Annotated in this window: 16 protein-coding genes; 11 read left to right on the forward strand and 5 right to left on the reverse strand. The window is 63.0% G+C overall.

Annotation, left to right across the window (positions count from 1 at the left end; genetic code table 11):
* Window positions 1-42: 42 nt before the first annotated feature.
* The 9 genes from nusA (at window position 43) to AC1VON_RS08645 (ending at window position 11,794) form a co-directional block, all read left to right on the forward strand.
* Window positions 43-1,638, forward strand: coding sequence for a transcription termination factor NusA (gene nusA, locus AC1VON_RS08605; RefSeq protein ID WP_172347066.1), 1,596 nt, complete (start codon window positions 43-45; stop codon window positions 1,636-1,638).
* Between the two features lie 38 nt (window positions 1,639-1,676).
* Window positions 1,677-2,327 carry an RNA-binding protein gene (locus AC1VON_RS08610; RefSeq protein WP_172347065.1) on the forward strand — a complete coding sequence of 217 codons (651 nt, stop codon included), beginning with the start codon at window positions 1,677-1,679 and terminating at the stop codon, window positions 2,325-2,327.
* Complete coding sequence (gene infB, locus AC1VON_RS08615; protein ID WP_483121525.1) at window positions 2,324-4,906, forward strand: translation initiation factor IF-2; 2,583 nt, start codon at window positions 2,324-2,326, stop codon at window positions 4,904-4,906. The genes AC1VON_RS08610 and infB overlap by 4 nt, the downstream gene beginning before the upstream one ends.
* A 125-nt stretch (window positions 4,907-5,031) precedes the next feature.
* On the forward strand, window positions 5,032-5,484 hold the full coding sequence (gene rbfA / locus AC1VON_RS08620; protein WP_483121527.1) for a 30S ribosome-binding factor RbfA: 453 nt from the start codon (window positions 5,032-5,034) through the stop codon (window positions 5,482-5,484).
* Entirely contained in the window at window positions 5,484-6,461 is a 978-nt protein-coding gene (gene truB, locus AC1VON_RS08625) for a tRNA pseudouridine(55) synthase TruB (protein WP_483121528.1), read from the forward strand. Before rbfA ends, truB begins: the two co-directional genes overlap by 1 nt.
* 97 nt (window positions 6,462-6,558) lie before the next feature.
* On the forward strand, window positions 6,559-7,653 hold the full coding sequence (gene corA, locus AC1VON_RS08630; RefSeq protein ID WP_483121530.1) for a magnesium/cobalt transporter CorA: 1,095 nt from the start codon (window positions 6,559-6,561) through the stop codon (window positions 7,651-7,653).
* Window positions 7,654-7,731: 78 nt separating this feature from the next.
* Entirely contained in the window at window positions 7,732-8,106 is a 375-nt protein-coding gene (rpsO, locus tag AC1VON_RS08635; protein ID WP_483121531.1) for a 30S ribosomal protein S15, read from the forward strand.
* 406 nt (window positions 8,107-8,512) lie between these two features.
* The gene (gene pnp, locus AC1VON_RS08640) at window positions 8,513-10,660 is read left to right on the forward strand and encodes a polyribonucleotide nucleotidyltransferase (RefSeq protein ID WP_172347060.1); all 2,148 of its coding nucleotides are present in this window, start codon (window positions 8,513-8,515) and stop codon (window positions 10,658-10,660) included.
* A gap of 123 nt (window positions 10,661-10,783) precedes the next feature.
* Complete coding sequence (locus AC1VON_RS08645) at window positions 10,784-11,794, forward strand: class I SAM-dependent methyltransferase (protein WP_172347059.1); 1,011 nt, start codon at window positions 10,784-10,786, stop codon at window positions 11,792-11,794.
* A gap of 17 nt (window positions 11,795-11,811) precedes the next feature.
* Here AC1VON_RS08645 and AC1VON_RS08650 read toward each other — a convergent pair whose 3' ends face one another.
* The 4 genes from AC1VON_RS08650 to fabA all read right to left on the reverse strand — a co-directional run bounded on the left by AC1VON_RS08650 (window position 11,812) and on the right by fabA (window position 16,151).
* Window positions 11,812-13,356 carry a putative bifunctional diguanylate cyclase/phosphodiesterase gene (locus AC1VON_RS08650; protein ID WP_172347058.1) on the reverse strand — a complete coding sequence of 515 codons (1,545 nt, stop codon included), beginning with the start codon at window positions 13,354-13,356 and terminating at the stop codon, window positions 11,812-11,814.
* A gap of 175 nt (window positions 13,357-13,531) precedes the next feature.
* Complete coding sequence (fabI, locus tag AC1VON_RS08655; protein WP_056569944.1) at window positions 13,532-14,335, reverse strand: enoyl-ACP reductase FabI; 804 nt, start codon at window positions 14,333-14,335, stop codon at window positions 13,532-13,534.
* 31 nt (window positions 14,336-14,366) lie between these two features.
* On the reverse strand, window positions 14,367-15,587 hold the full coding sequence (fabB, locus tag AC1VON_RS08660; RefSeq protein WP_172347057.1) for a beta-ketoacyl-ACP synthase I: 1,221 nt from the start codon (window positions 15,585-15,587) through the stop codon (window positions 14,367-14,369).
* Between the two features lie 48 nt (window positions 15,588-15,635).
* Entirely contained in the window at window positions 15,636-16,151 is a 516-nt protein-coding gene (gene fabA / locus AC1VON_RS08665; protein ID WP_010913332.1) for a 3-hydroxyacyl-[acyl-carrier-protein] dehydratase FabA, read from the reverse strand.
* Window positions 16,152-16,393: 242 nt separating this feature from the next.
* On the opposite strand from fabA, the gene irrA reads away from it, so the two are divergent.
* Window positions 16,394-16,825, forward strand: a complete 432-nt coding sequence (irrA, locus tag AC1VON_RS08670; RefSeq protein ID WP_172347055.1) for an iron response transcriptional regulator IrrA — start codon at window positions 16,394-16,396, stop codon at window positions 16,823-16,825.
* A 204-nt stretch (window positions 16,826-17,029) separates the two neighbouring features.
* On the opposite strand, the gene AC1VON_RS08675 is transcribed toward irrA, so the two are convergent.
* Window positions 17,030-17,590, reverse strand: coding sequence for an SH3 domain-containing protein (locus tag AC1VON_RS08675; RefSeq protein ID WP_172347054.1), 561 nt, complete (start codon window positions 17,588-17,590; stop codon window positions 17,030-17,032).
* Window positions 17,591-17,738: 148 nt separating this feature from the next.
* Here AC1VON_RS08675 and AC1VON_RS08680 point away from each other — a divergent pair, with 148 nt between their 5' ends.
* Complete coding sequence (locus AC1VON_RS08680) at window positions 17,739-18,740, forward strand: 2-hydroxyacid dehydrogenase (protein WP_172347053.1); 1,002 nt, start codon at window positions 17,739-17,741, stop codon at window positions 18,738-18,740.
* The last annotated feature ends 31 nt before the right edge of the window (window positions 18,741-18,771 follow it).

Consider the following 18,771-nt stretch of genomic DNA (forward strand, 5'->3'; position numbering starts at 1 on the left):
GCCGGGCGAGAAGGTCCGGCAAACAGGCTCGGGAGAAAAAACATGGTTGTAAGCGCCAACAGACTTGAACTGCTCCAGATTGCCGACGCGGTCGCGCGTGAAAAGTCGATCGACAAGTCGATCGTTATCGCCGCCATGGCCGATGCGATCCAGAAGGCGGCGCGTTCGCGTTATGGCCAGGAGACCAACATCCGCGCCGACATCAACCCGAACACCGGCGAGATGAAGCTGCAGCGGCTGATGGAAGTGGTCGAAAAGGTCGACGACTATGCCACGCAGATCGCCATTTCCTCGGCCCGTGAGCGCAATCCCGACGCCCAGCTCGGCGATTTCATCGCCGAACAGCTGCCGCCGATGGATTTCGGCCGCATCGCCGCCCAGTCGGCCAAGCAGGTCATCGTGCAGAAGGTGCGCGAGGCCGAGCGCGACCGTCAGTACGACGAATACAAGGACCGCATCGGCGAGATCGTCAACGGCACCGTCAAGCGCGTCGAGTATGGTAACGTCATCGTCGATCTCGGTCGTGGCGAGGCCATCATCCGCCGCGACGAGCTGATCCCGCGCGAAAACTACAAGTATGGCGACCGCGTCCGCGCCTATGTCTACGATGTGCGCCGCGAGCAGCGCGGTCCGCAGATCTTCCTGTCGCGCACGCATCCGCAGTTCATGGCCAAGCTCTTCACCATGGAAGTGCCGGAAATCTATGACGGCATCATCGAGATCAAGTCGGTTGCCCGCGATCCGGGCTCGCGCGCCAAGATCGCCGTCATCTCGCGTGACAGCTCGATCGATCCGGTCGGCGCCTGCGTCGGCATGCGCGGCAGCCGTGTCCAGGCCGTCGTCGGCGAACTGCAGGGCGAGAAGATCGACATCATTCCGTGGTCGCCCTCGGCCGCCTCCTTCATCGTCAATGCGCTGCAGCCGGCGGAAGTCGCCAAGGTTGTGCTCGACGAGGACGCCGAGCGCATCGAAGTGGTGGTTCCCGACGATCAGCTGTCGCTGGCCATCGGCCGCCGCGGCCAGAACGTGCGTCTCGCCTCGCAGCTCACCGGCTGGGATATCGATATCCTGACCGAGGCCGAGGAGTCCGAGCGCCGCCAGAAGGAATTCGTCGAGCGCTCGGCGCTGTTCATGGAAGCCCTCGATGTCGACGAGATGGTCGGCCAGGTGCTGGCCTCCGAAGGCTTCACCAGCGTCGAGGAAGTCGCCTATGTCGACGCCGGCGAGATCGCCTCGATCGACGGCTTCGACGACGACACCGCTTCCGAAATCCAGACCCGTGCTCGCGAATATCTCGAGAAGATCGAGGCCGAGCATGACGAGAAGCGCAAGGCGCTGGGTGTCTCGGACGAACTGCGCGAAATCCCCGGCATCACCACCGCCATGATGGTGACGCTCGGCGAGGACGGCGTGAAGACGATCGAGGATTTCGCCGGCTATGCCGCTGACGACCTGACCGGCTGGAAGGAACGCAAGGACGGCGAGACAAAAGTCTATCCGGGCGTGCTGGCCAATCACGGCGTTTCGCGCGCCGATGCCGAGCAGATGGTGCTCAATGCCCGCCTCAAGGCCGGCTGGATCACCGAAGACGAGCTTGCGGCCGAAGAAGCATCGGCTGACGAAGCCGTTGGTGCGTGAGGTGAAACCGCATCGCACAGAACCCGCCCCAGGACGAGATGAACGATCGCACCTGCATCGTCACCCGCAAGCAGGCCGAACCGGATGATCTGATCCGGTTCGTCGTCGGCCCGGATTCGGCCGTCGTTCCCGATCTCAAGAGAAATCTGCCCGGCCGTGGTTGCTGGGTGAGCGCCGACCGCCTACATATCGACAAGGCGGCGGCCAAGAACCTTTTTGCCCGCGCCTTCAAGGCACAGGTGGTTGTGCCGCCGGATCTTGGCGGCATGGTCGACGGACTGCTCTCCAGATCCGCGCTGGGCATGCTGGGTCTCGCCCGCAAGGCAGGCGCGATCGCTCTCGGTGCTACCAAGGTCGAGAGTGCCGTGCGCGGCGGGCTGGCGCTTTTCGTACTCCACGCGACCGAGGCGTCCGACGATGGCGTACGCAAGATCAGCCAGGCGCGGCGAGCGACCGTCCATATCGGCGGCCCCTCCATCCTTGCCTACAAACTTTTCTCCGAGGCCGAGTTGAGCTTGGCATTGGGGGGTACAAATGTGATACATGCTGCCGTCCTCGCGGGAGACGCGGGTAAGGCGGTCCAGAAGCGCATGGTTGCGCTCGACCGGTATCGGGGCGGTACCCCGGACGATCTGGCAATGCTTGCGGCCGTTGCTGACGAAGATGAGGCCGCAGAGGATATGGAATGAGCGATACGAAATCGGGCGACGACAAGACGTTGAGTGTTACACCCAAGAAGACCTTGACGCTGAAGCGCCCCGGCATGGAACAGGGCACCGTGCGCCAGAACTTCTCGCACGGCCGTACCAAGTCGGTCGTGGTCGAGACCAAGAAGCGCAAATTCTCCCTGCCCGGCGACAAGCCGGAGCCGGTTGCCGCTGCCCCTGTGCCTGTCTTCGCGCCGAAGCCGCCGGTCGCGGCAGCGCCTGTCGTGCAGGAAGCGCCCAAGGCACCGCCTCCGCCTCCGCCGCCAGCTCCGGTCGAGCGCAGCGGCATGGTGCTGAACGAATTGTCGCGCAGTGAAATGGAAGCCCGCCGCAGGGCGCTTGAAGGGTCCAAGGTCCGCGAGGTCGAAGACCGTCAGCGCGCCGCCGAGGAAGCCAAGCGCCGCGCCGAGGACGACGAGCGCCGCAAGCGGGAACGCGAGGAATCCGCGCGCCGCCAGGCCGAGGAAGAGGCACGGTTGCAGACCGAGGCCGAATCGCGCCGTCGCGCCGAGGAAGAGGCACGCCGCCGCGCGCCGCAGGCCGCGGAACTGGCAACCGTCGACGAAGAGGAAGAGGTCAAGCCGAAGCGGACCGGCGCCGGTGCGCCGGTACGTCGCCTGGTCACGCCCGAAGTGGCGCGTCCGGCCAAGCCGACCAAGGGCGAGGAAGATCGTCGCCGTGGCAAGCTGACACTGAATTCCGCGCTTTCCGACGAGGATGCGCGGGCCCGTTCGCTGTCGTCGATGCGTCGCCGCCAGGAGAAGTTCAAGCGCGCGATGCACAATGAGCCGCGCGAGAAAGTCATGCGCGAAGTGATCCTGCCCGAGACCATCACCATCCAGGAACTGGCGCAGCGCATGTCCGAACGTGCGGTCGATGTGGTCAAGTTCTTCATGAAGCAGGGCCAGATCCTGAAGCCGGGGGACGTCATCGACGCCGATACGGCCGAGCTGGTCGCCACCGAATTCGGCCACACGGTCCGCCGCGTCGCCGAGTCCGACATCGAGGAAGGCCTGTTCAACATCGCCGATCGTCCGGAAGACCTCGTGTCGCGTCCGCCTGTGGTGACCATCATGGGCCACGTCGACCACGGCAAGACGTCGCTGCTCGATGCGATCCGCAATGCCAATGTCGTCTCCGGCGAGGCCGGCGGCATCACCCAGCATATCGGTGCCTATCAGGTCGAGAAGAATGGTCAGAAGATCACCTTCATCGACACGCCCGGCCACGCCGCCTTCACGGCGATGCGTGCCCGCGGCGCCCAGGCCACCGACATTGCCATCCTGGTGGTGGCGGCCGACGACAGCGTGATGCCGCAGACGATCGAATCGATCAGCCATGCCAAGGCGGCCGGCGTTCCGATCATCGTGGCGATCAACAAGATCGACAAGCATGACGCCGATCCGCAGAAGGTGCGCTCGGAACTGCTGCGCCATGAGGTCTTCGTCGAATCCATGGGTGGTGAAGTGCTGGACGTCGAAGTGTCGGCGACCAAGGGCACCAATCTCGACAAGCTGCTCGAGGCGATCCTGCTGCAGGCCGAAATCCTCGACCTGAAGGCCAATCCGGACCGTACCGCCGAGGGCGTCGTCATCGAGGCGCAGCTTGACAAGGGCCGTGGTCCCGTCGCCACCGTGCTGGTGCAGACCGGAACCTTGATGCCGGGCGATATCCTCGTCGCCGGCAACGAATGGGGCCGGGTGCGCGCTCTGGTCAACGATCGCGGCGAACAGATCAAGGAAGCGCCGCCGGCTATGCCGGTCGAGGTGCTCGGCCTTCAGGGCACGCCACAGGCTGGCGATCGCTTCGCGGTCGTCAACAACGAGGCCCGCGCCCGCGAGATCACCGAGTATCGCCAGCGTTTGGCGCGCGAGAAGGCGGTGGCCAGGCATGCCGGCCAGCGTGGCTCGCTCGAACAGATGATGTCGCAGCTGCAGACGAGCGGGCTGAAGGAATTCCCGCTGGTCATCAAGGGCGACGTTCAGGGTTCGATCGAGGCGATCAACGCCGCACTGGACAAGCTCGGCACCGACGAGGTGCGTGCGCGCATCGTCCATGCCGGCGCCGGCGCCATCACCGAAAGCGACGTCTCGCTGGCGGAGACTTCGGGTGCTGCGATCATCGGCTTCAACGTTCGCGCCAACGTGCAGGCGCGCGCCGCGGCCGCGGCCGCGGGCATCGAGATCCGCTACTACTCGATCATCTATAACCTCGTGGATGATGTGAAGGCGGCTCTGTCGGGCCTGCTGTCGCCGGAGCGTCGCGAGACCTTCATCGGCAATGCCGAGATCCTCGAAATCTTCGACATCACCAAGGTCGGCAAGATCGCCGGTTGCCGTGTCACCGAAGGCAAGGTCGAGCGCGGCGCGGGCGTACGCCTGATCCGCGACAACGTCGTCATCCACGAAGGCACGCTGAAGACGCTGAAGCGCTTCAAGGACGAGGTTTCGGAAGTCCCCGGCGGCCAGGAGTGCGGCATGGCCTTCCAGAACTACGAGGACATGCGCGTTGGCGACATCATCGAGTGCTTCCGCGTCGAGATGGTGACCCGGACGCTCTGAGTTCGCGTGACTTGCGGTGCCGGGCGGTGGTCGAAAGACCGCCGCCCAAAGCCTTTTGAGAATGACCCATTTGAGACATGCGGCACGGTCCTACTCCGCGCCTCACGCTTTCAGGATTGAGAAAAATGCCCCGTTCCACCACATCCGGCCCATCCCAGCGCATGCTGCGCGTCGGCGAACAGGTGCGCCATGCCCTGTCCGAAACCCTGCAGCGCGGCGAGATCATCGATCCGCTGATCGAGAACACCGTCATTTCGGTGTCGGAAGTGCGTATGTCCACCGATCTGAGGGTCGCTACCGCGTTCGTTTCGCCACTCGGTGCCAAGGATACCGATGCGGTAGTCGAGGCGCTGAACAAGCATGCGAAATTCGTCCGTGGCCGTGTCTCGGGCGCCCTGCGGCAGATGAAGTTCATGCCGGAGTTCCGCTTCAAGCTCGACACCTCCTTCGACAATTTCGCCAGGATCAACGATCTCCTGAAGTCGCCCGAGGTGGCGCGGGATCTGGGTGCCGAAGGCCAAAACGATGACGACAGGGACAAAGACATCAAGGCCAAAGACGACAAGGACAGCGAATAATGGCGCGCCGCGGCAAGAAGAAGGGCCGGCCGGTCTCCGGCTGGGTGGTGCTCGACAAGCCGGTCGGCATGGGCTCGACCGAGGCTGTCTCCAAGATCAAGTGGCTGTTCCAGGCAGAGAAGGCCGGCCATGCCGGCACGCTCGATCCGCTGGCTTCCGGCATGCTGCCGATCGCGCTCGGCGAAGCCACCAAGACCGTGCCTTACGTGCAGGACGGCGCCAAGATCTATCGCTTCACGGTCGCCTGGGGCGATGAGCGCTCCACCGACGATCTCGAAGGGCCGGTGACGAAGAGCTCCGACCTGCGTCCGGCGGAAGCCGAGGTGAAGGCGTTGCTGACGAAATACACCGGTGTCATCATGCAGACGCCGCCGCAATTCTCGGCCATCAAGATATCAGGCGAACGCGCCTATGACCTTGCCCGCGAAGGCGAGACGGTCGATATTCCCCCGCGCGAGATCGAAATCGGTCGTTTGGACATCATCGAGCACCACACTGATCACACGGTTTTCGAGGTCGAATGCGGCAAGGGCACCTATGTGCGCTCGCTGGCTCGTGACATGGGCCGCGACCTCGGCTGCTTCGGCCATATTTCCGACCTGCGCCGGGTCGAGGTTGAGCCGTTCACGCAAGAGGATTTCGTCACCATCGCCGAGCTCGAGGCGGCTCGCTTCGGAGTGCAAGGTGAGGACAAACCGGAGCCCGCCGATGGCGCCGAGCCGACAGAGATCCCCGTCGACTTCGATGCCATCGATGCGCTTCTTGTCGACACATCGGCCGCTCTCGACTGCTTGCCGCAGATCGCCATCAGCGATGACGCGGCGACCAAGATCCGTCTCGGCAATCCCGTCATCATTCGCGGCCGCGATGCGCCGGTGGAGGCCGAAGAGGCCTGCGCCACGGCGCGCGGCAAGCTGGTCGCCATCGGCGCGATCGAACAGGGCATGTTCAAGCCCAAGCGGGTCTTTGCCGGCTGACGGCTGACGCAATTCCAGGAAAGTGTGAAACGGTTTTCTGTTCGAAATTGCGAGAACAAGGTTCTAACTTCACGTCGACTCTACGCTCAAGGGGCACATGGCAAAAGCCGAGGCGGTGAAAAAGCGGGCGCCGGTGAAGACAAGGCGGCCGCCGGTCGGTGCCTCGCCGGGTACGCTGATCGCCGATCCGGCGGCGCGGCGTTCCGAATTGCGGCTGACCTTGATCTCGCCGCAGAAGTTCAAGACCATCGACAATGCCAGCATCGCCGACGTCGAGGCCAATTGCCGGAAATGGCCGGTGATCTGGCTCGACTGCACCGGCCTCGCCAACATCGGGCTGATCGAGGAGATCGGCCGCATCTTCAGCCTGCATCCGCTGGCGCTGGAGGATGTCGTCAACACCGGCCAGCGGCCGAAGGTCGACTTCTTCGAGGATCATGCCTTCGTCGTCGTGCGCATGATCGACGATGTCACCTCGCATCGCTACGAACAGATCGCTCTCTTCGTCGGCGAGAACTTCGTCGTCACCTTCCAGGAGCGCGAGGGCGATCCGTTCGACCCGGTGCGCAAGCGCATCGAGAGTTCGGCTCCCAACCGGTTGCGGACCCGCGGCGCCGACTATCTGGCCTACGCGCTTATCGACGCTATCGTCGACAGCTATTTTCCGCCGATCGAGGGGGCCGGGGATCTGGTCGACAGCATCGAGGATGAGATGCTGCATTCGCCGCACAAGCATCAGATGCGGCAGCTGCACGAATTGCGGCGCGACGCCAATGTGCTGAAGGGCGTGCTGTGGCCGATGCGCGATGCGTTGGCGACGCTGATCCGCAACGAAGTGCCCTATGTCAGAGCCGAGACCAAGGTCTTCCTCAATGACACGCTCGACCATTCGCTCAGGCTGATCGAACTCGTCGAGACCCAGCGCGACATGCTGACCGGCCTGATCGAGATGCATCTGTCGCTGAGCCAGGCGCGCACCAACGACGTGATCAGCTATCTCACCATCGTTTCGGTCATCTTCATGCCTCTCACCTTCCTGGTCGGTGTCTGGGGCATGAATTTCGATCCCGAGAGCTCGCCGTGGAACATGCCGGAGTTGAAGGCCTATTACGGCTACCCGGAGGCGCTCCTGTTCATGGCTGTTATCGCGGTCAGCCTGATTGCGTTCTTCAAATGGAAGAAATGGCTTTGACTACGCCGAAACTTGCCATTTGGGGCTGAAAAGCCGGCTTGGTGAATTGGGCTGGTGTTTTGCCGGGAATTGCACTATATGCGCCGCAGCATAGCGCCACGACGCTTAGCTTGCACCGGCCCCTGCTGGACGACATCCCGGCTGAGGGCGACCCGTTTCCTCAAACAGATAAGGAAAAACACGATGTCGATTACTGCCGAGCGCAAGAAGGAATTGATGGGTGAATTCGCTACCGCCAAGGGCGATACCGGTTCTCCGGAAGTCCAGGTGGCCATCCTTTCCGAGCGCATCAAGAACCTGACCGACCATTTCAAGGACCACAAGAAGGATAACCATTCCCGCCGTGGTCTGCTCGCTCTCGTGTCCCAGCGCCGCAGCCTGCTTGATTATCTCAAGCGCAAGGACGACGCGCGCTATCAGACACTGATCGAGAAGCTCGGTCTGCGCCGTTGACGAATTGACCGGCGGGCTCCTTCAAGGAGTCCGCCGGTCGCGCATTCGAGCCCGGGCCAACCCGATCTCGGATGCAGGACTGGAGCGCCGCGCACCCTTCCGGATGCCGGCCGGGCGCTCCAAAAGTTGAATTTGCGCATGACGCGTTCCGTAAGCCGTGGGTTTCGGGGTTGTGCGCAGGCCAGTCGATCGATTGGCCATATCCGGCTTCGAGCGCGCAGAGGGCCACTCGAAGCCACCCATGGACGGTCATGGGGCAGGATTGCAGGACGCTCGTAAGGCCACCGCGCCGATGAAACCCGAGCCTCCCGTTGTCTTGCCCGTGGCTGCCCGAGAAAGGAAGCAGAGGAAAGGGCACCCGCGCACGCTGAAACGGCGCGGCCTTTCCTCATACAAAGGACAAGACATGTTCAATCAACACAAAGTAGAAATCGAATGGGGCGGTCGCCCGCTCATCCTCGAAACCGGCAAGATCGCGCGCCAGGCTGACGGCGCTGTGCTTGCCACCTACGGCGAGACCAAGGTTCTGGCCACCGTCGTTTCGATGAAGGAGCCCAAGCCCGGCCTGGATTTCTTTCCGCTGACCGTCAATTACCAGGAAAAGACCTACGCCGCCGGCAAGATCCCGGGCGGCTATTTCAAGCGTGAAGGCCGTCCGAGCGAAAAGGAAACGCTGGTTTCGCGCCTCATCGACCGCCCGATCCGTCCGCTCTTCGCCGACGGCTACAAGAACGATACCCAGATCGTCGTCACGGTCGTCCAGCATGACCTCGAGAACGATCCGGACATCCTGTCGATCGTTGCCACCTCGGCCGCGCTGACCCTGTCGGGCGTTCCCTTCATGGGTCCGGTCGGCGGCGCGCGCGTCGGCTACATCAACGGCGAGTACGTTCTCAACCCGCACATCGACGAGATGCAGGAATCCAAGCTCGACCTCGTTGTCGCCGGCACCGCCGACGCCGTGCTGATGGTTGAGTCGGAAGCCAAGGAACTTGGCGAAGAGCTGATGCTCGGCGCTGTCATGTTCGGCCACAAGGGCTTCCAGCCGGTTATCGATGCCATCATCAAGCTGGCCGAAGTTGCCGCCAAGGAGCCACGGGACTTCACCGCGCCTGACTATTCCGCGCTCGAAGGCGAAATGCTGAACATCGTCGGCGACGAGCTTCGCGAAGCCTACAAGATCACCGACAAGCAGAAGCGCTATGCCGCCGTCGACGCCGTCAAGGCCAAGGTCAAGGCCGCGTTCGCTCCGGCCGAAGGCGAAGAGCCCAAATACACTTCCGAGCAGATCGGTTCCGTGTTCAAGGAACTCCAGGCCAAGGTCGTGCGCTGGAACATCCTCGACACCGGCTCGCGCATCGATGGCCGCGACCTGAAGACGGTCCGCAAGATCGTTTCCGAAGTCGGCGTGCTGCCGCGCACCCATGGTTCGGCGCTGTTCACTCGCGGCGAGACCCAGGCGCTGGTCGTTGCCACGCTCGGCACTGGCGAAGACGAACAGTATGTCGATTCGCTGACCGGCATGTACAAGGAGAAGTTCCTCCTTCACTACAACTTCCCTCCCTATTCCGTCGGCGAGACCGGCCGCATGGGTTCGCCGGGCCGTCGCGAAATCGGCCACGGCAAGCTCGCCTGGCGCGCCATCCGGCCGATGCTGCCGAGCGCTGACCAGTTCCCCTACACGCTGCGCGTCGTCTCGGAGATCACCGAGTCCAACGGCTCGTCGTCGATGGCAACCGTCTGCGGCACCTCGCTTGCGCTGATGGATGCCGGCGTGCCGCTGGCCAAGCCCGTTGCCGGTATCGCCATGGGCCTGATCAAGGAAGGCGAGCGCTTCGCGGTTCTGTCCGACATCCTGGGTGACGAAGATCACCTCGGCGACATGGACTTCAAGGTCGCCGGCACCGCCAACGGCATCACCTCGCTGCAGATGGACATCAAGATCGAGGGCATCACCGAGGAGATCATGAAGATCGCGCTGGACCAGGCCAAGGATGGCCGCCAGCATATCCTCGGCGAAATGGCGCATGCCCTGACCGGCGCCCGCGCCGAACTCGGCGAGTTCGCGCCGCGCATCGAGGTCATGCATATTCCGACCGACAAGATCCGCGACGTCATCGGCTCGGGCGGCAAGGTCATCCGCGAGATCGTCGAGAAGACCGGCGCCAAGATCAACATCGAGGACGACGGCACGGTGAAGATCGCTTCCTCCAACGCCAAGGAGATCGAGGCGGCGAAGAAATGGATCCACACCATCGTCGCCGAGCCGGAAGTCGGCGAGATCTACGAAGGCACGGTCGTCAAGACCGCCGACTTCGGCGCTTTCGTCAATTTCTTTGGTCCCCGCGATGGTCTCGTCCACATCTCGCAGCTCGCCAATGACCGCGTTGCCAAGACCTCGGATGTCGTCAAGGAAGGCGATAAGGTCTGGGTCAAGCTGATGGGCTTCGACGAGCGCGGCAAGGTCCGCCTGTCGATGAAGGTTGTCGACCAGGCCACCGGCAAGGAAATCGTGCGCGAAAAGAAGGCCGAAGGCGAAGAAGACGCAGCCTGAGCAAACTGACCGACAATCGGAGCGGGCGCGGCTTATGTCGCGCCCGTTTTCGTTTGGCGCAATTCCAGGAAAGTGCGTAGTGCTTTCCCACAGGAATTGCGTAAGACCATGGGGAACACGGCTATGCCCGCTGAAGCGCTGAAGACGCTTTTCCATCCGTTCGAGGCCGAGGCTATTGCCTTGCCGGGAAAGGGCGAGCGCATCCTCTTCCTCGGCGCCGAGCCCGGCCTGCGCTCACCACCTGGCTTCGAGGCCTCGCTGCATCTCGTACAGGGCTTCCGGCCGCATTTCCGCGCGTTGCAGGCGGCGGGTTTCACGGTCACGCCGCAACCGGTGGGTGACGGTTTTGATGCCGCCCTGGTGCTCGCTGGCCGCCATCGCGGCCAGAACGAACTGCGTATCGCCGAGGCTCTCGAGCGCGTGGTGCCGGGCGGACTGGTCATCATCGCCGGCGGCAAGGACGAGGGGGTTGCCAGCCTGCGCAAGCGCGTCGACGAGTTCGTGTCCCTCGACGGGCATATGCCGAAATATCACGGCATTGCCTTCTGGCTGCGCCGTCCGGCGGATATGCGAGCTGCCGCGGCGTTTCGGGCCGCCAACCCCACCTTGCTGGTCGAGGACCGGTTCCGCACCGCACCCGGCATGTTTTCCTTCGATCGCGTCGATGCGGGTTCGAAACTGCTGGTCGACAATTTGCCCGGCGATCTGCGTGGCAATGCGGCCGATTTCTGCGCCGGCTGGGGCTATGTGGCGGCTGAAATGGCTGCCCGTTCGCCGGGCTTGTCGGCGCTCGACCTTTACGAGGCGGATTTCGATGCCCTGGAGGCTGCCAAGGGAAACCTCGGCAGCACCGTGGCGCAAGGCTTCTTTTGGACGGATCTGCTCGCCGAGCCTGTCGAGCGCCGCTATGACGTCATCGCCATGAACCCGCCCTTTCATCGCAGCCGTGCGGCGGAGCCGGAGATCGGTGCCGGCATGATCCGCGCGGCAGCCAAGGCGCTCAAGCCCGGCGGCAGGCTGGTCATGGTCGCCAACCGCCAGCTTCCATACGAGCCGGTGCTGTCGGCCGCCTTTGCCAGCCACGCCGAGCTTGCCCGCGACGGCATGTTCAAGGTGTTTGTCGCGCGTCGCTGAAACGATGCGTATCGCGTTCAGTGCAGATTGGCGACGCGTCGGACCTCTTCCGTGGCTTGCCCGCCACCAAGGCTGATCTTGAGTGGCGCCGGCCGGCCGAACAGGTAACCTTGCACCACCTCGCAGCCGGCCGCCCGCAGCAGCGTTGCCTGGCTCTCGGTCTCGACGCCTTCGGCAATGATGCTGACGCCAAGCGCACGCGAAAGCCCGACAATGGTCGAGACGACGGCGCCGGAGCTGGAATCGGTATCGATGCGGCTGACGAAGGAGCGGTCGATCTTCAGCTTGCCGAACGAGAAATCGATCAGATAGCTGAGGTTCGAATAGCCGGTGCCGAAATCATCGACGGCAACGGAGATGCCCATTTCGGCAAGCTCTTTCAGGATGGCGGCAGCGCGATCGCGATCCTGCATCATCGCCGTCTCGGTGACCTCCAGCTCCAGCCGCGACGGTTTGATGCCGGTGGCCCGCATCGTGTCGCGCACGATGCCGACGAAATCCTTGGTCATGAACTGGACCGGCGAAATGTTGACCGCGACGAAACAGTCGTCTGGCAAATGTCGGGCGTCGTTGCAGGCTTTGCGCAGGACCCATTCGCCGATCGGGTTGATCATTCCGGTTTCCTCGGCGATCTGGATGAACTCCATGGGCGGGATCATGCCTCGTTCAGGATGGTTCCAGCGGATCAACGCTTCATAGCCGACGATGCGGCCGCTCGGCAGGTCGAGCTGTGGCTGATAGTGGAGGTCGAAATCGCCACGTTCGAAAGCCGTGTGCAGCTCGGATTCCACCCATTGGCGATAATCGGCGACTCGTCCCATCTCGCTGTCGAATACCGACCAGTTGCCGACGCCGCTGGCGCGCGCATGCTGCAGCGCCAGGTTGGACCGGCGCAGGATAAGGACCGGATCGACGCCATCCTTGGGCATGGCCACGATGCCCACGGACAGGCTCACCGATTGCTGATGGCTGCTGAGTTCATAGGGCTCCATCATCTCGTCGATGAGCCGCTCGATCATGCCCTCCATCGTCCCTTGGATCTGGTGATCCGGTAGCAATATTGCGAACTCCCCGGCCCCGATGCGCCCGATCAGGGCGCGTGCGGGCACGCTGTCTTGCAGCCGCTTGGTGAAGGCGCGGATCAACTCGTCGCCCTGGCTATAGCCAATCGCATCGTTGACCTGCTTGAACCGGTCGATGTCGATGTCGATCAGGAACACCGGTTCCCCGGTCCGGCTTGTCACGCATGCCGCCTCGGCGATCTTGCCGACCATCGCCGGTCGCGCCAGAAGTCCCGTCAGCTTGTCGAAATGGGTTTCGTTGAAAACGAAATCCGCCGATTCATCGACGCCGGCGAAGAAGGACATTGCCGCCACCGATGCCGCGAGCGCGCAAAGCGCAGCCATGATCGCGACCATCATGTCCACCGATATGCCGGCAAACTCAGCGCCGAGACCGTGCTTCAGACCCCAGATGCCGAGGACGAAACTGCCAATCCCCGAACTCGCTATCGTGAGCAGTCGGAACACCGGTGTTCGCTTCGGGTTGCTGACGGCAGGCATTCAAAGGTCCCCAGATTGCGGGCCTCTATAGCGGAAATCCTCTTAAAATGAGTTTCCGCGAATGCATCCAATTTTACTGGAGAGGATTATTTCTTTACTGGAAAAGGACCATTCCTGCGAAACGGCTCCATCCATGTTGCCCGAAACGTGTCGCCTTGACCCGTTCCAGTACTCGTTAGCCATCCGTCTGCTTCAACTCATCGAGCGTCGGCATCGATACGATGTGATAGCCGGAATCGACATAGTGGATTTCACCGGTGACCCCGGAAGCCAGGTCGGACAGCAAATAAAGCGCCGAGCCGCCGACCTCGTCGATGGTCACGGTACGGCGCAGCGGCGAGTTGCGCTGCTGGTAGGAGAACATGTGGCGGGCGTCCGAAATGCCGGCGCCGGCGAGCGTGCGCACCGGCCCCGCCGAGATGCCGTTCACCCGGATGCCGCGCGGACCATAGTCATTGGCGAGATAACGCACGCTGGCCTCGAGGCCGGCCTTGGCGACGCCCATGACATTGTAGTTCGGCATGACGCGGACCGAACCGGCATAGGTCAGCGTGATCATCGAGCCGCCCTGCGTCATCAATGGCGCGGCATTGCGGGCGACTTCGGTGAAGGAATAGCAGGAGATCACCATGGTGCGGACGAAGTTGTCGCGGCTGGTGTCGGCGTAAAGGCCCTTCAGCTCATTCTTGTCGGAAAAGCCGATGGCATGGACGACGAAATCCAGCCCGCCCCAGGCATTGCCAAGCGTCTCGAACGTGGCGGTGACCGAAGCGCTGTCCTCGACATCGCAGGGAACGACCAGCGACGCGCCCAGCCTGTCGGCGAGCGGCTTGACCCGGCGGCCGAAGGCCTCGCCCTGGTAGGTGAAGGCGAGCTCCGCCCCATGTTCGGACAATTTCTGAGCGATGCCCCAGGCGATCGAATGATCGTTGGCGACACCCATGACAAGCCCGCGCTTGCCCTTCATCAATCCGTCCATGTCAGGCAATCCTTTTAGAAAAGCGCTAGCCTTATGCGGAATAGCGCTGGAAAACGAGCGTCGCGTTGGTGCCGCCGAAACCGAAGGAATTTGACAGGACGGTGTCGATCTTGGCGTTGTCGATGCGCTTTCGCACAATCGGCATGCCCTCGAATTCAGGGTCGAGCGTTTCGATATGGGCGCTCTCGCCGATAAAGCCGCCTTGCATCATCAGGATCGAATAGATGGATTCCTGCACGCCAGCCGCGCCCAGCGAATGGCCGGTCAGCGATTTCGTCGAGGTGATGAACGGCATCTTCTCGCCGAACACCTCGCGGATGGCGCCCATTTCCTTGGAATCACCCACCGGCGTCGAGGTGCCGTGGGTGTTGATGTAATCGATTGGCGTGGAAACCGTCGCCAGCGCCTGGCGCATGCAGCGGACCGCGCCTTCGCCGGAAGGCGCGACCATGTCGTAGCCGTCCGAGGTCGCGCCGTAGCCGACGATCTCGGCATAGATCTTGGCGCCGCGCGCCTTGGCATGTTCCAGTTCTTCCAGAACCAGCACGCCGGCGCCGCCCGCGATGACGAAACCGTCGCGATTGACGTCATACGCGCGGGATGCGGCCGATGCCTTGTCGTTGAACTTCGACGACATGGCGCCCATGGCGTCGAACAGGTCCGACATGGTCCAGTCGAGATCCTCGTGGCCGCCGGCAAAGACGATATCCTGCTTGCCCCACTGGATCAGTTCGTAGCCATTGCCGATGCAATGCGCCGAGGTCGAGCAGGCCGATGAGATCGAATAGTTGACGCCGTGGATCTTGAACCATGTGGCCAGCGTCGCCGACGCGGTCGACGACATCGCCTTTGGCACCGCGAACGGGCCGATGCGCTTGGGGCTACCGTTCTTGAGCGTGGTTTCGGCCGCCTCGACAATGGTACGGGTGGAGGGGCCGCCCGAGCCCATGACGATGCCGGTGCGCTCGTTGGTGACGTCGCTTTCGCTCAAGGCGGCATCCGCGATCGCCTGATCCATGGCGACGTGGTTCCAGGCCGCACCTTGGCTCAGGAAGCGCATCGCGCGACGATCGATCATGGCGGACGGGTCGAGTGTAGGTGCGCCCCAGACCTGGCAGCGGAAGCCATGTTCGGCGAAGGAATCGGAAAAGCTGATGCCGGATCTGGCGTCATGCAGCGAGGTCTGCACCTCGTTGGCATTGTTGCCGATCGACGACACGATGCCGAGGCCTGTGACTACGACACGTCTCATTCGCAACTCCTTCCAGGGATGCTGGCCAGTGGTCGGCCAGGATTGCGGTCAAGCGACCGCCGACTGCTTGGACAGACCGACCTTCAGGTCGGTAGCCGCATATATGGGCTCGCCATCCGCCTTCATCCAGCCATCGGCGATGCCGAGTACCAGTCGGCCACGCATCACGCGCTTGAAATCCACGCCATACTCGACCTTTTTGACCGATGGGGTGACCATGCCCTTGAACTTGACCTCACCGGTCGACAGCGCCATTCCCTTGCCGGGTTCGCCGAGCCAGCCGAGATAGAAGCCGGTCAACTGCCACAAGGCGTCGAGGCCGAGACATCCTGGCATGATCGGATTGCCGATGAAATGGCAGGCAAAGAACCACAGGTCCGGCTTGATGTCGAACTCGGCGCGGATGAAGCCCTTGTCGAAGGCGCCGCCCGTCTCGCTGATTTCGGTGATGCGGTCGAACATCAGCATGGGCGGGTAGGGCAACTGGGCATTGCCCTCACCGAACAGTTCGCCGCGGGCGCAGGCCAGCAATTCTTCGTAGTCGTAGCTGGATTTACCCGCCATCAATCTCGTCCCCATATCGTCCGGGCGGTAGCGCGCCCTTGTCGTCGGTGTCCTAACACAATCTGTTTCAGGCCGGAAACCGGCGTTTGCGCTTAACCCGCCAGTCTGCCCGGGTCAATGCGCGCTATTGATCGCATTCGGACGACAGAATATATGTCAACAGGGGTCCGGTTTCGGCAGACGTTCATTTTTTTGCCATTCTGGGCGTGTCTTGAAGCGGGACTGCAAGCTTGGAAGACCAGATGGACCGGGGCTGCCGGAAGGAAAATGTCGCTGTGGACAAGCGGGTGCGTGAAGCCGGCCTGAGGCCGACGCGCCAGCGTATTGCGCTGGCCGACCTGCTTTTTGCCAAGGGCGACCGCCATTTGTCGGCCGAGGAGTTGCACGAGGAAGCGCTGGCCGCCGGCGTGCCGGTGTCGCTGGCCACGGTGTACAACGCGCTCCACCAGTTCACCCAGGCGGGACTGCTGCGAATCCTGGCCGTCGAGGGCGCCAAGACCTATTTCGACACCAACACCTCGGACCACCACCATTTCTACATCGAAGGCGAGAACCGGATTTTCGACATTGCCAGCGGCCCTGTGACGGTCACCAACCTGCCGGACCCGCCCGAGGGCATGGAAATCGCCAATGTCGATATCGTGGTGAGATTGCGCCCCAAGCGCCAGGAATGAGCGGCAAGACCAGAACAATCGACCAGGTCGGAATAATCGGCAAGGGACGAAACCCCTCGACCTGACAATCCGGCTCGAATCGGCTGTCGTGCGGCCGTCTGGATCGCCCACATCGCCATCGACCGCGCATTGGGCTATGGCCTGAAACCGTCAACCGGCCTTCAGGATCCCATCTCGGCCGTATCGGGCACGAACGGAACGACCTCAGTCCTTGACCCGCTCGCCGGGATAGGCGCCCCAGACCGCCGCCTGGGCGAGCCAGCCAGTATGGCCGTCGAGCGTCATTTCGCACCATTGGCCGTCGCAGGACTTGATCGTGCCCATGACGCCCGGCTCGATGATCGCCACCACGCTGGCATCCTTGTCGGGGCTGCGCAGAAGATTGATCTGGGCGCCCTTGCCGCGCTGCCAGGGCGCGATGATCGCGGTGCGCCGGCCTGACAGCAGCGACTGGTTGATCCAGCCTTCCGAACCGTCGGCATCGCGCACGCGGCGCCACGTATCGAACTCCTGGATGATCTCCATCGGCAGCCCTGCCTTCATATACATCCAGTCGACCGAATAATTGGCGCCGGGGCCGACGCGCGAGTTGACGCGTCCGGATTTCAGGCTGACGAATCGCGGCAATGGCAGGCCGCTCGGCCCGAGCGTGACGGCGCTCTGGGCTGGTGCGGCCGCGCTCTGCGCCGCGGCGAGCGGGGAATAGAGGAGAGCGCCGAGAAATGCTGCGCTGAGGGTCAGGCGAAGCGACGCGAAACCAGACACTTTCGTTCCTTTCGGCGCTGGCCCGGTGACCTCTGCGCCCCTTTTTCTTTGTCTTCGGCGGCACCGCTTGTTACATGGGTAAATCGGCTACCGCGACCGGCTTTCAGTTTCGCCGGTCTTGGTTAAAGAGGTCTCAACGAGGGAAACAATGCCAGGCAAAAAGAAGCCTCTCGTGGTCATCACGCGAAAGCTCCCCGACCCGGTCGAGACCCGCATGCGCGAGCTGTTCGACGCGAGGCTGAATGTCGAGGACAGGCCGATGACGCAGCCGGAACTGGTTGCCGCCGTCAAGGAGGCCGACGTGCTGGTGCCGACGGTGACCGACCAGATCGACGCGGCGCTGATCGCCCAGGCTGGCGACAACCTCAAGCTCATCGCCAATTTCGGCAACGGCGTCGACAAGATCGACGTGGCTGCGGCGGCCAAGAAGGGCATCACCGTCACCAATACGCCCAATGTACTCACCGAAGATACCGCCGACATGACCATGGCGCTGCTGCTGGCGGTGCCGCGCCGGCTCGCGGAAGGCGCCAATGTGCTCACCGGCGACAAGAAATGGGCGGGCTGGTCGCCGACCTGGATGCTTGGCCGGCGCATCTGGGGCAAGCGGCTCGGTATTGTCGGCATGGGGCGCATCGGCACGGCCGTCGCTCGGCGCGCCAAGGCCTTCGGCCTCTCCATCCACTACCACAACCGCCATCGCGTCCTGCCGGCTGTCGAGGACGGGCTTGAGGCGACCTATTGGGAAAGCCTCGACCAGATGCTGGCCCGCATGGACATCATCTCGGTCAATTGTCCGTCGACGCCGGCGACTTTCCATCTTCTGTCGGCACGGCGCTTGGCTCTGCTGCAGCCCACGGCCTATGTCGTGAACACCGCGCGCGGCGACATCATCGACGAGGAAGCGCTGGTCAAGCTGATCCAGGACGGCAAGATCGCCGGGGCCGGCCTCGACGTCTACGAGCACGAGCCGGCGCTCAACGCCAAGCTGCTCAAGCTCGCCGCCAGGAACAAGGTCGTGCTTCTGCCGCATATGGGCTCGGCGACGCTCGAAGGCCGCATCGACATGGGCGAGAAGGTCATCATCAATATCCGGGCATTCGTCGATGGCCACCGCCCGCCGGACCGCGTGCTGCCGCTCAGGACCTGACCGGCTCGCCGTCTTCAAGCGAAAGCTGAAG

It is taken from the genome of Mesorhizobium sp. HAY1-8B (genome assembly GCF_056868045.1).

Bases quoted from the DNA above. Each gene is read 5' to 3' on its own strand.
- nusA (WP_172347066.1), top strand. From the start codon at position 43: ATGGTTGTAAGCGCCAACAGACTTGAACTGCTCCAGATTGCCGACGCG.
- AC1VON_RS08610 (WP_172347065.1), top strand. From the start codon at position 1,677: ATGAACGATCGCACCTGCATCGTCACCCGCAAGCAGGCCGAACCGGAT.
- infB (WP_483121525.1), top strand. From the start codon at position 2,324: ATGAGCGATACGAAATCGGGCGACGACAAGACGTTGAGTGTTACACCC.
- rbfA (WP_483121527.1), top strand. From the start codon at position 5,032: ATGCCCCGTTCCACCACATCCGGCCCATCCCAGCGCATGCTGCGCGTC.
- truB (WP_483121528.1), top strand. From the start codon at position 5,484: ATGGCGCGCCGCGGCAAGAAGAAGGGCCGGCCGGTCTCCGGCTGGGTG.
- corA (WP_483121530.1), top strand. From the start codon at position 6,559: ATGGCAAAAGCCGAGGCGGTGAAAAAGCGGGCGCCGGTGAAGACAAGG.
- rpsO (WP_483121531.1), top strand. From the start codon at position 7,732: ATGCGCCGCAGCATAGCGCCACGACGCTTAGCTTGCACCGGCCCCTGC.
- pnp (WP_172347060.1), top strand. From the start codon at position 8,513: ATGTTCAATCAACACAAAGTAGAAATCGAATGGGGCGGTCGCCCGCTC.
- AC1VON_RS08645 (WP_172347059.1), top strand. From the start codon at position 10,784: ATGCCCGCTGAAGCGCTGAAGACGCTTTTCCATCCGTTCGAGGCCGAG.
- AC1VON_RS08650 (WP_172347058.1), bottom strand. From the start codon at position 13,356: ATGCCTGCCGTCAGCAACCCGAAGCGAACACCGGTGTTCCGACTGCTC.
- fabI (WP_056569944.1), bottom strand. From the start codon at position 14,335: ATGGACGGATTGATGAAGGGCAAGCGCGGGCTTGTCATGGGTGTCGCC.
- fabB (WP_172347057.1), bottom strand. From the start codon at position 15,587: ATGAGACGTGTCGTAGTCACAGGCCTCGGCATCGTGTCGTCGATCGGC.
- fabA (WP_010913332.1), bottom strand. From the start codon at position 16,151: ATGGCGGGTAAATCCAGCTACGACTACGAAGAATTGCTGGCCTGCGCC.
- irrA (WP_172347055.1), top strand. From the start codon at position 16,394: ATGGACCGGGGCTGCCGGAAGGAAAATGTCGCTGTGGACAAGCGGGTG.
- AC1VON_RS08680 (WP_172347053.1), top strand. From the start codon at position 17,739: ATGCCAGGCAAAAAGAAGCCTCTCGTGGTCATCACGCGAAAGCTCCCC.